The 10,616-nt window shown below is 63.0% G+C and carries 8 protein-coding genes; 3 read left to right on the top strand and 5 right to left on the bottom strand.

The features are described 5' to 3' along the window. The first annotated feature begins 14 nt into the window (after window positions 1–14). Window positions 15–2,084, top strand: a complete 2,070-nt coding sequence (locus Q1X76_RS00605; RefSeq protein ID WP_300717436.1) for an HD domain-containing phosphohydrolase — start codon at window positions 15–17, stop codon at window positions 2,082–2,084. Between the two features lie 89 nt (window positions 2,085–2,173). Here Q1X76_RS00605 and Q1X76_RS00600 read toward each other — a convergent pair whose 3' ends face one another. Then, window positions 2,174–2,770 (bottom strand): hypothetical protein, encoded by a 597-nt coding sequence (locus Q1X76_RS00600; RefSeq protein WP_300717435.1) that lies wholly within the window; start codon window positions 2,768–2,770, stop codon window positions 2,174–2,176. 209 nt (window positions 2,771–2,979) lie between these two features. On the opposite strand from Q1X76_RS00600, the gene fdhF reads away from it, so the two are divergent. Both fdhF and Q1X76_RS00590 read left to right on the top strand, forming a co-directional pair. Beyond that, a complete protein-coding gene (fdhF, locus tag Q1X76_RS00595; RefSeq protein WP_300717434.1) occupies window positions 2,980–5,010 on the top strand; it encodes a formate dehydrogenase subunit alpha in 2,031 nt (676 codons plus the stop codon). Between the two features lie 3 nt (window positions 5,011–5,013). Then, a complete protein-coding gene (locus tag Q1X76_RS00590) occupies window positions 5,014–6,933 on the top strand; it encodes a 4Fe-4S dicluster domain-containing protein (protein ID WP_300717433.1) in 1,920 nt (639 codons plus the stop codon). 523 nt (window positions 6,934–7,456) lie between these two features. Here the strand turns inward: Q1X76_RS00590 and Q1X76_RS00585 are convergent. The 4 genes from Q1X76_RS00585 to Q1X76_RS00570 all read right to left on the bottom strand — a co-directional run bounded on the left by Q1X76_RS00585 (window position 7,457) and on the right by Q1X76_RS00570 (window position 10,369). Further along, on the bottom strand, window positions 7,457–8,311 hold the full coding sequence (locus tag Q1X76_RS00585; protein ID WP_300717432.1) for an EamA family transporter: 855 nt from the start codon (window positions 8,309–8,311) through the stop codon (window positions 7,457–7,459). Between the two features lie 120 nt (window positions 8,312–8,431). Continuing rightward, window positions 8,432–8,671, bottom strand: a complete 240-nt coding sequence (locus Q1X76_RS00580; RefSeq protein ID WP_300717431.1) for a hypothetical protein — start codon at window positions 8,669–8,671, stop codon at window positions 8,432–8,434. A gap of 79 nt (window positions 8,672–8,750) precedes the next feature. Beyond that, window positions 8,751–8,915, bottom strand: coding sequence for a bacteriocin-type signal sequence (locus tag Q1X76_RS00575; RefSeq protein WP_300717430.1), 165 nt, complete (start codon window positions 8,913–8,915; stop codon window positions 8,751–8,753). Between the two features lie 14 nt (window positions 8,916–8,929). Then, window positions 8,930–10,369 (bottom strand): putative sulfate exporter family transporter, encoded by a 1,440-nt coding sequence (locus tag Q1X76_RS00570; RefSeq protein WP_300717429.1) that lies wholly within the window; start codon window positions 10,367–10,369, stop codon window positions 8,930–8,932. Between the last annotated feature and the right edge of the window lie 247 nt (window positions 10,370–10,616).

The raw sequence follows: 10,616 nt of genomic DNA, 5'->3' as shown, positions 1-10,616 counted from the left end.
TGCGCGGAGCCCCTATGCGGAACCCTGAACGTTTGTCGCTGCTGCCCCTGTTCGCAGGTCTGTGCCTGCTGCTCGTCCTGACGGTCACCGTGACGATGCGGTTCGACAGGGAGGCGCAGCGCGAGATCCTTGACAGGACGGGCAGCCAGCTTTCGGCTTACTCGTCCACTGTGGCCGCCATGATGACGGTATGGAGCGGAGTCCAGCGCGATGCGGCGGAAGACATGGCCCGTTATGACATGCTCCGCCTGCTCGCCTCGGAGATCATGGATACCACGCTGCCTGTGGCCCTGCTGCGCGAGCTGGGCGAGACGCCCTGGACAGAGCAGGACCATGGCCGCTACAGCGACCTTGACCAGCGGCAGCGCCAGGCCTTGCACGACATGGCGCCCCATGTGGCGCTCATCTACCGCAAACTTGCCGAGTTCATGGTCCGGCATGACCTCGCAGGCGTGGCCTTGCTGACCCGCACCTTCGAGCCGGCCCTTCTGCTCGGACAGGGCGGACAGAGGGAGGTCCTGGGCGCATTGCGGCAGCGCTTTGCCAAAGAACCCCCGTCCGCCACCGTCATGCTGCCCGTGCGGCTGCAGAATGAGCGTTTGCTGGTGGATCTCGTCTGCCCGGTCACGGCACCGGACTATGTTTCGACGGATGGCGGGCTCCAGGGGCTCCTGCTGGTGACCTGCGATATCGGAAGACTGCTGCAGGGGATCGGGCAGTCGGCCAAGGCAGGCTATCTGAGCCTGCTGCTGGAGAAGGGAGGGGGGCTGGCCCAGGCCATCGCCATAGGAAAGCGGCCGTCCATCGATCAGATCCCCCTGCCGGAAGGCTTCGGCCAGGACATGACGCCGCGCAGCATGGTGCTGCCGGCGGCTTCCGGTACGGCGGATTGTCTTGTGGTCGGCCAGGCCGTCCCCGGCACGTCGTGGTATGCGACGGTGGCCTGCCGGGCGGACAGCGTGCTGCAGGAGCAGCGGGAGAGGAGTTGGCGTGTCTGGGCCATCGCGGGCCTGCTCTTCCTCTGTCTGGGCGGCTTTTTGGTCTGGTTCTACTGGTGGCTCGGCGTCCGACGGGAACGGAGCGAGGCCCGGGAGCAGAAGGAATTGTATGCCGCCGTGGTCCGGCAGCGCGTCTTGCTGGATACGGTCATCCGGGCCCTGCGCTCGGCGCTGGCCCTGGTGGACAAGGAGGGGCGGATCACCTACGCCAATACGGAATTTGCCCGCCTTGCCCGTTGCCAGGGAGACGTGAGGCATCTGATGCAGGTACGGCATCTGCCGGATTATCTGGCCCGGAGCCTGGAGCGCCATGTGGAATTCGTGCTGCGGACAGGCACGGAATTTTCCGACAGCGAGGATATGCTGGTCGAGGGCAGGCTGATCCATTTCAGCGTCCAGTGTCTGCCGTTTTCCGGTGAGGGAGAGCTGGCGGGCAATGTCGTTGTCATCTACCGGGACATCACGGCCCGTGTGGAAGCGGAGCGGCGTCTGGCGACCATGCTGCGCCAGACCGTGAAGGCCTTTACCCATGCCGTGGAAGCTGTGGACCCGTATCTGAAAGGGCAGTCGGGCTTTGCGGGCGAACTGGCCTATCACCTGGCGGCCTGGCTGGGCAAGGATGACCCGGCCATGGAGGCCACGCTGCGCACGGCGGCCAATCTCTCCCAGGTGGGCATGATCCGGCTGCCGCATGCGCTGCTGACCAAGAGCAGCCCGCTGACGGCGGCAGAACGCAGCCAGATGGAACGGCATGTGGAATATGCGGTGGATGCCCTGCGTGGTATAGATTTTGGCCTGCCCGTGCTCCAGACCATCGAGCAGATGTACGAGCGTATGGATGGCTCGGGCTATCCCCGCAAGCTGCAGGGAGAGGCCATCTGCCTGCAGGCCCGCATCCTGGCTGTGGCCAATACCTTTTGCGCCCTGATGCGTCCGCGTTCCTACCGTCGCCGCCATGACGAGCCGGGGGCCCTGGCCATCCTGCGCGAGCGGCCGTTCAAGTACGACCAGCAGGTGGTGGACGCCCTGGAAGCGTTTTTGCACAGCGCGCAGGGCAAGGACTTCGTCAGGGATCTGCAGCAGTAAGGCGCGGTCCATCCGTGGGCTCGCAGGCGACGCTGCTGCCCCGGGCATGGCTTGGTCCCGGCGGTCAGGCATGGCGGCTGGGGCCCGCGTCAGGGCATCCAGAGGTTTACTCCCTCCAGAGGGTGGCGGGTCCGCCAGCGGCGCAATTCCGCCAGCGTGCGCACGCCGCCCTCAAGGACAGCCTGATAATACTCCACACCGTGGATGTCTTCCGACGCCGGCGTTTCGTACTTGAGGCGCAGGATGATATCCCGCGTTTCCGCATCTAGACGCTGGCAAAGCCTGTCCGCGAAGCGTTCGAAATAACCGTCAAAGGGCGAGCCCATCGCCATGTGGATGATATCGATTTGCCACGGGGCTTCGTCCGGGCACCGCCAGACGGCGTGCCATTCCAGACAGCGCTCTGCCGTCCGGCTGCCGTTGATGAAATGCAGGCTGTGCAGATGGGGGGAGCAGGCCAGTCCCGCCATGACGCGGAAGCTGCACCTCACATCGAGTTCGGGCGTGTAGACGTGGAAGTCGATATCCCTGTGCCTGACCAGCAGGCCTGTCCTGAAGGAGCCTACGGCCTGGACCACGCCGCCTGCCCGGCGCCAGTGCCCTTCGATATCCAGCTCTTCCACTATGCGCCGGGCCTGGGCCCGGGCCTCGCGTGCCATCACCTGCCAGGGGCTGTCATGCTCCATGTCCGTCTCCGTGTTCCGGGCCATATGCCGGCTGCCGGCAGGGGGATCTTCCCCTGCCGCTTTGTCTTTGACATGTCGGGTCCCTTTTCTTATGGAAAAAAGCAACAAAAATTTCCACTTCCAAGCTGGAAAGATGCAGTGCCGGGAAGATCGGGGACCGTTGCAAGTCCGCATCTGACCGCTACCTGCTGCGTTTTGCGGAGAACACTATGGATATTCGTCATACGGCAACGACCTGCCCCTATTGCGGCTGCGGTTGTGGCCTGACCCTGGAGACCGCTGAAGGCCGCATCCAGCGGTCCGTGCCTACGCCTGACAGCCCGGTCAACCGTGGCAAGCTGTGCGTCAAAGGCTGGAACGTGCATGAATTCGTACAGCATCCCGACCGGCTGCGGCAACCCCTGCTGCGGACCGACGGGGGCTGGCAGGCGCTGGACTGGGAAAGCGCCCTCGATCATGCTGCCGGGGAACTGGCCCGGATCCGTGATCAGTGCGGCCCCGACAGTATCGGCGTGCTGACCTCCGCCCGCTGTACCAACGAGGAGAACTATCTGCTGCAGAAGTTCGCCCGTTGCGCCCTGGGCACCAACAATATCGACCACTGCGCCCGCCTCTGACACGGCCCCACTGTGGCAGGTCTTGCCACATCCTTCGGCAGCGGCGCCATGACCAACTCTTTCGACGAGCTGGCGCAGACCCGCTGTCTGTTTGTCATCGGTTCCAACACCACTGTGGCGCATCCCATGGTGGGCATGCGGCTCATGCGCTGCCGTCGCGCAGGGGGCGCTCTCATCGTCGCCGATCCCCGCCGTACTGATCTGGCCCGGCTGGCGGACATCCATCTGCGCCTGCGTCCAGGGACGGACGTGCCCCTGATCAACGGCCTGATGCACATCATTTATGAGCGCGGCTGGCATGATGCGGCCTTTATCGCGGAGCGCACGGAAAATTTTGAAGAACTCCGCGAAAGCCTGCGCCAGTGGACGCCCGGGCGCACGGAAGACGTCACGGGCGTGCCGCAGGAGCTCCTGTTCCGTGCCGCGGAGCTCTACGCCCGCTCGGAGACCAGCGCCATCGTTTACTGCCTGGGCATCACCCAGCATCGTTGCGGGGTGAACAATGTCCGTTCCCTGGCCAATCTGGCCATGCTGTGCGGCCAGATCGGTCGTCCCTGTACAGGCGTGAATCCGCTGCGCGGCCAGAACAACGTGCAGGGGGCCTGCGATATGGGCGGGCTGCCCAATTATTATCCCGGCTACCAGAAGGTGGAGGACGAGGCCGTGCGCCTGAAGTTCGAGGCGGCCTGGGGACGTCCCCTGTCTCCTGCGCGCGGCCTGACCGCCATGGAGATGATGCACGGCCTGCAGGAAGGCAGGCTCAAGGCCATGATCATCATGGGGGAAAATCCCGTGGTCAGCGATCCCGACTCCGGGCATGTGGTCAGGGCCCTTTCGGCGGCGGAGTTTTTGCTGTGTATCGACATCTTTCCCACGCCTACGACGGAACTGGCGCACATGATTCTGCCGGGGGCATCCTTTGCGGAGACAGACGGGACGTTCACCAATTCCGAACGTCGTGTGCAGCGTGTGCGGCAGGCCATCCCGCCGCTGGCGGGCCGCAGCAACGGCCAGATCATCCAGGCTCTGTCCCGCCGTTTGGGCTATGCCATGCGTTATGCCTCCGCTGAGGCCGTCTTTGACGAGATCTGCTCCCTGTCGCCCCATATGGCCGGGATGAGATACGCCCGCCTGGAAGGGAAAGGGCTGTGCTGGCCCTGTCCTGCGCCCGATCATCCGGGCACGCCCATCCTGCATCAGGGACGTTTTACCCGGGGCAAGGGCCTGTTCTCCGCCATCCCGCATGTGCCGCCGGCCGAACTGCCGGATGAGGAATATCCCTTCTTGCTCAGCACGGGGATGCGGCATGCCCATTATCTGACCGGGACCATGACGCGGCGCTGCGCCATGCTGGAACGGGAACTGCCCGAACTGGTGGCGGACATCAATCCTGCCGATGCGCGCAGGCTCGAGCTGCGCGAAGGTGCCCGCATGCGCCTGGTGAGCCGCCGCGGTGCGGTGATCTCGCGCATGCACATCACGGATGATGTGCCCGAAGGGCTGATCTTCGCGCCCCTGCATTTCGCCGAAGCCATGGTCAACCTGCTGACCTGCACCGCTCTGGACCCGGTCAGCAAGACCCCCGAATACAAGATCAGCGCCGTCAGGCTGGAGAAGGTCTAAGCCATGTCCGCATATTATACCATGAATCCGGCGGATCTGCCCGCCCTCCTGACTGCCTGGCGGCAGCAGGCCTCTGTGGTGTGCCCGCGCAGGGAGCAGGACGGGAGTACGCGCCTTGGCAGCTTTGCTCCCGAAGGTGGTCTGTGTCTGGACTATGTCAATCTGGCCATGCCGCCCCTGGATGTACTGAACGGCTATCAGGATGTGCTCTTCCGCTGGGAAGGCAACGAGCGCAGCTATGTGGCTGAACCCGGCGCGGAAGTCATGGCGCCGATGGTCATCTTCGGCATGCGCCCCTGTGATGTGGCGGCACTGGAATATCTGGACGAGTTCTATCTGGGTGAGTACCGGGACATCAATTATTCCCTGCGTCGTGAGGCTGTCACGGTGGTGGGACTGAATTGCCGGACGCCCGGGAAGCGCTGTTTTTGCGCAGCCACGGATACCGGGCCCTTTGCCCGCAGCGGTTTCGACCTGATGCTGACACTGGACGGCGAGCTCTGCTGGGTGGAATGCGCCACGGACAAGGGCGAAAGCCTTGTGGCCCAGGCGCGGGTCTTTTTCCGGCCCGTGACAGAGGCTGTGCTGCGCGACCGTCTTGGCCGTCTGGAAGATGCATGCCGAAAGGCCTTCCAGCAGCTCCCCGACCTCTCGGATATCCGTACGGCGCTGCTGCAGGGCTTTGAGCATCCGGTATGGGAAGAGATCACGCCTACCTGCATCCGCTGTACGGGCTGCACGGCGGTTTGCCCCACCTGCACCTGCTTCCAGTTCAACGAGGAACGCCTGGATGCCCGTTCCGGCCGCCGTGTGCGTGTGAAGGATTCCTGCCAGACAGCCGGGTTCACCCGCAACGCCGGCTGGCACAATCCCCGCAGCAAGGCCGCGGCCGTGCGCCATCGCATCATGGACAAGCTGGTCTACATCCAGGACCGTTTCGGCAAAAAAGGCTGCGTGGGCTGCGGGCGCTGTATCGATGCCTGCCCGGCGGGCATCGATATCCGCAAGATCGCCGACACCCTGGTGCGGGACTGCCCGCCTGAGGACCGGCGCGCCCCCATGCCGGTCAGCATACCGGAGCGCGCGCCCACGCGCATCGACCCGCAGCTGTTCACGCCCTATCCGGCCAGGATCGTGGCCATCCACGACGAGACACCTGATATCCGGCGCTATGTGGTCCGCTACATGGACGAACGCCTTGCCGAGACCTTTCGCCTGACGGGCCAGTTCTTCATGGTCACGGTCTTCGGCGTCGGTGAAGTGGCCCTGTCCATCCCTTTCGGGGATCAGCATGACGGCCAGTTCGAGTTCTGCGTCAAAAAGGTGGGCAAGGTGACTTCCGCCCTGGCCGGATTGCATGAGGGCGACGTCATCGGTCTGCGCGGCCCCTACGGCAAGGGCTTTCCCTACCGCTCCTTCGCAGGGCGCGATGTGCTGGTGGTGGGCTCCGGTGTGGGGCTCACGCCGGTGCGGACCATCGTCGTGCGTCTGTTGCAGGAACGGGAACGCTATGGCCGCATCGCCATCATCGCCAGCGCCACGCGCTACGAGGGCCTGGTCTACAAGCAGGATCTGCGGGACTGGAGCAAGATCCCCGGCGTGAGCGTGCAGTACGCGCTGGCTAGGCCGACCGACGCCGTTCAGGCTCATGTGGGCTATATCAACGACCTGCTGCCAGAGCTGGCTTTCGACTGGCCCAATGCCCGGGCCATCCTCTGTGCCTCCCCCCGCCGCATCAAACTGGTCGCCAGGGATCTGCTGGGGCTCGGCATGGACGGCAAGGACATCTTCACCTCGCTGGAGACCCATATGCGCTGCGGTGTGGGCAAGTGTGGTCACTGTAAGGTGGGGGCCCATTACATGTGTCTGGACGGGCCCGTGTTCACCTATGAGGAGATGCTGCAGCTGCCCGAAGAATTCTGACGGGCCGGACTGTGGAACGAGCGGGGATGCGCAGGTGTCCCCGCTTTTTTTGTGTCCGGGGATGTCGTTGCCCTCATCCTTCCATGGAAGCATAAAGGGCGTCCGTCGTGTCCTGTCCGCAGGGCTGAGGGATGCTTGGGACGCTGCTTGGGACAGCGTCCGGCATTTCTTCTGCCGTCGTTTCCTTGCCGTCGTTCCCCATCACCGGCTGAGGCTCCTTGCGGCCGGCAGCCCCTGTTTTCTTTCATCAGGACGTTTCGGCATGTTGCCCCATCTTCGGGGCCGGCGACGCTGCGCTGGGCGGCGGGCTGCAGAAGATGGCAAGACCGGCACTGACAGGGACGACTGTCCGCGATGGCGACAGTCAGGGCGGGGCAAGCGACGGAGATTCAGACCATGTTGAGCGTGCGGCAGCCATATCGACGGGGAAAGGTCCTGTGTCTGTCCGCAGCTTCCGCGCCCTGTTTCCAAACTCCTCTGTCCAGCGATCAGACCGTCCGAGAAGCCGTGGCTGCGTCCCGGTTTAGCGCCGCTGTATGGTCAGGGTCGAGCCTACGGAAGCGGTCATGATGGCCGCCAGCGCTGTCCACTGGGCCAGATTGAGCTGCTCGCCCAGAAAAAGAAAACCGGAGAGCGCCGCCAGGGCAGGTTCCAGACTCATGAGGATGCTGAAAGTGCGCGAGGGCAGGTTCTTCAGGGCGATGATTTCCACACCATAGGGCAGGGCAGAGGAGAAGATACCGAGGAGCAGGGCCAGAGGAAGGATCTCCGGCGTGAACAGGGCCGTGCCCGAGGCCGCCAGGCCCACGGGAAAGATGGCGCAGCTGCCAACCAGCATGGCCAGGGCCACGCAGGATTTGTCCAAGCTGCTGCCCGCTTTTTTACCGAAAACGATGTACAGGGCCCAGCAGACGCCGGAAGCCAGCGCCAGCAGGGCCCCCAGGGGGTCGATACTGTCTGCGCTCTGACGCAGGGGCAGGAGGATGACGAGCCCGGCTGCGGCCAGGATGACCCAAACCATATCCACCAGGCGGCGGGAGGAAAGCATGGCCACGGTCAGGGGACCGGTGAACTCCAGAGCCACGGCGACGCCCAGAGGGATACGGCTCAGGGCTTCGTAAAAGCAAAGGTTCATGCTTGCCGTGGCAAGGCCGAAGACGGCTATGAGTTTCCAGGCGCTGCGGGGGATGTTCTTTGTCCAGGGGCGCATCACGGCCAGAAGGATGGCGGCGGCCACGAGCAGACGCAAGGCAGTGGTACCCGCCGGCCCTATCACGGGGAAGATGGTCTTGGCGAGTGAGGCGCTGGCCTGGATGGAGGACATGGAGACCAGCAACAGCAGGACGGAAACGAGGGGGGAGGCGGCAGAGAAGTTCATGGAGGCTGTCCGGCAGCCCGGGGAAGGTTGCGCAGCGAAAGCTGCAGGATCGTATGTCAGCACCGCAAGAGGAGAAGGGCGGTACTTCTCCTCTTGCCGGAGCGTCAGCCCCGCGCGGTGCTAGCCCTTCTGTTCCTGGGTGGCGTCGGGAAGCAGGGCGGCTTCCCACATCTCCTGATAATACATGCAGGTGCCGGGATTCCAGGCCGTCGCCGTGGCATGGTCGTAGCTTTCAGTGATGGGCCAGTCAGTATGGGGACGCAGGGCTTCTTCAAAGGAAGGAGCTTCCACAATGCCGTCATACTCCAGGTTCAGGGTGTAGTTGGGGCCCTTGAGGTAACGCAGATGATAACGCGGCATGATAATGTCCTTTGTACGCAAGAGCCGGGAAGGGCGCAGGCCCTTCCCGGCATCCTTATTACGTGTTCAGCAGCCCGGTCTAGTGGGTGGTCATCACGAACTTGCTGATGAGGAACAGCACCACCAGCAGCGCGACGCCCAGGCCCCAGCTCCAGTGGACGAGCTTCATTTCAGTCTCATCCAGGGGCTCGTACTCCATCTTCTGGACTTCTTCGTGGAATTTGACTTCTTTGTCTTCCATCATTGTTCTCCTTTAAACTAGGCGCCAACCACCGGCGGGGTCATGCCATGGAAGAAGGCGTAGGAAATGAACAGGCCCACCCAGATGATGAAGCCGAACAGGCAGACAACATACACGATGGCCAGGCGACCGATACCTTCTTCCTTCAGCTTGCGGAAGTTGGAGACCATACCGATGCTGAAGAAGGTCAGCAGGAAGAAGAGTACGCGGAAGCCGTTGATGGCGCCGGACATGGCCTTGCCGAGCTTGTGCAGTTCAGGCGAGCTCAGGCAGACGATGAGCAGGATCAGGAAGGTGCCCAGGTAACCCAGCACGAAGCGGGGGAAGCGGTCCATGACGTCGCCCCAGGTCATGGTGCGTTCGCCACGGCTCTTGTCGAACTTGGCAGTCCAGATGTAGGCCAGAAGCAGGGCCCACACGCCGATGAACATGTCGATGAAGATCTTGACGGTGGTGGTCACCATCACGATCCAGCCGGGTTCCCATTCGGTGCCCAGACCGGCCATCTTGGCCAGGATCAGGGATTCGGTGATGGCGCCGGAAGCGATGGCGCCACCGTCGGACTTCACGGCCAGGCCCATCCAGCCACCGGCCACCATGGGTTCGGTGTACAGGAAGTACTGGGCGATGAAGGGCAGGATCAGCATTTCAATGCAGGTGAACACAACGACCAGGGAAGAAACCATGATCGGGACCACCGGCCGGGCGCGGATGGCACCACCGGTGGCGATAGCGGCGGACACACCGCAGATGGAGATGCCGGAAGCCAGAGGCGCGGCCCATTCTTTGTTGAACTTGAAGTACTTACGGGCAACGTAGTACACCACGGCCCAGTACAGCAGGTAAGCTTCAACAATGGCGCACAGGCCTCGGAAGATGACGTGACCGGCAAAACCGGCGGCGTCGGCGGCCTTCACGCCCAGTTCGGCACCAAGGATAACGATGGCGATTTTAACGAACAGCTCGGGGCGGCAGGCGTCGCGCAGAGAGTCGGCGAAGCCGGGAGCAAAGTTACTGATCAGGATACCCATGACCAGGGCGGCGATCAGGCCGGCTTCCGTGCTCAGGCCCAGAGCCCACGGGATGCCCTGCTTGGCCAGCTGGGTGGGGTTGGCGGCGATGTACGCATTGGCGCCGGCGGTGTAGCAGGCGATAGCGATGAAGAAGATCACCGTGAAGGAAGCGATGAAACGGCCCACGTTGCCTTTCATCAGTTTCACGCCCACAGAAAGGACGGCCGTGATGAACGCATAGGTCACCAGCAGAGCGCCCCAGCCGGGCAGCAGGCCCTTAGTGGCGGATCTCCAGGAATCGAGGGGGCTATCCACCCACATCCCCATTTTGAGGACCCAACCCAGCGGATCGAGTCCGACGAACTTGCCAAGGCCCAGGACGAAGATAAAGCAGCCGAGAAGCAGGGCAACTTTGTCTTCATTAAAGGCTGATTTGGATGCCATATCCAACCTCCTGATTACAGGTTTATCAACCTGGTGAAAAAGACCCCTTTCTCGTGATATACTATGAAACAGTATGTGGCACAAGTAGGGGAACCGGAATACCCAGCCGGCGCGCCTGACCCCCCAGGCCGCACGACTTTTTGTCTTCTACACGGGAAAATTTTTTTGTCAATGCAGGTTGTTGGTAGGTTTTTTATGAAAAATGCCCTGCCGCTAGCGGCAGGAGAACGGCCCGAAAAGAGCTGCC

It is taken from the genome of uncultured Desulfovibrio sp., from assembly GCF_949282365.1.
In the GTDB taxonomy this organism is placed as follows: Bacteria; Desulfobacterota; Desulfovibrionia; order Desulfovibrionales; family Desulfovibrionaceae; genus Desulfovibrio.
The sequence above is the reverse complement of the archived record's forward strand: the minus strand, read 5'-3'. Positions and strand labels throughout refer to the sequence as shown.

What these genes read in the sequence shown, in the direction of transcription:
- Q1X76_RS00575 (WP_300717430.1), bottom strand. Translation starts at nt 8,915, where the DNA reads ATGATGGAAGACAAAGAAGTCAAATTCCACGAAGAAGTCCAGAAGATG.
- Q1X76_RS00600 (WP_300717435.1), bottom strand. Translation starts at nt 2,770, where the DNA reads ATGGAGCATGACAGCCCCTGGCAGGTGATGGCACGCGAGGCCCGGGCC.
- Q1X76_RS00585 (WP_300717432.1), bottom strand. Translation starts at nt 8,311, where the DNA reads ATGAACTTCTCTGCCGCCTCCCCCCTCGTTTCCGTCCTGCTGTTGCTG.
- Q1X76_RS00580 (WP_300717431.1), bottom strand. Translation starts at nt 8,671, where the DNA reads ATGCCGCGTTATCATCTGCGTTACCTCAAGGGCCCCAACTACACCCTG.
- Q1X76_RS00570 (WP_300717429.1), bottom strand. Translation starts at nt 10,369, where the DNA reads ATGGCATCCAAATCAGCCTTTAATGAAGACAAAGTTGCCCTGCTTCTC.
- Q1X76_RS00605 (WP_300717436.1), top strand. Translation starts at nt 15, where the DNA reads ATGCGGAACCCTGAACGTTTGTCGCTGCTGCCCCTGTTCGCAGGTCTG.
- Q1X76_RS00590 (WP_300717433.1), top strand. Translation starts at nt 5,014, where the DNA reads ATGTCCGCATATTATACCATGAATCCGGCGGATCTGCCCGCCCTCCTG.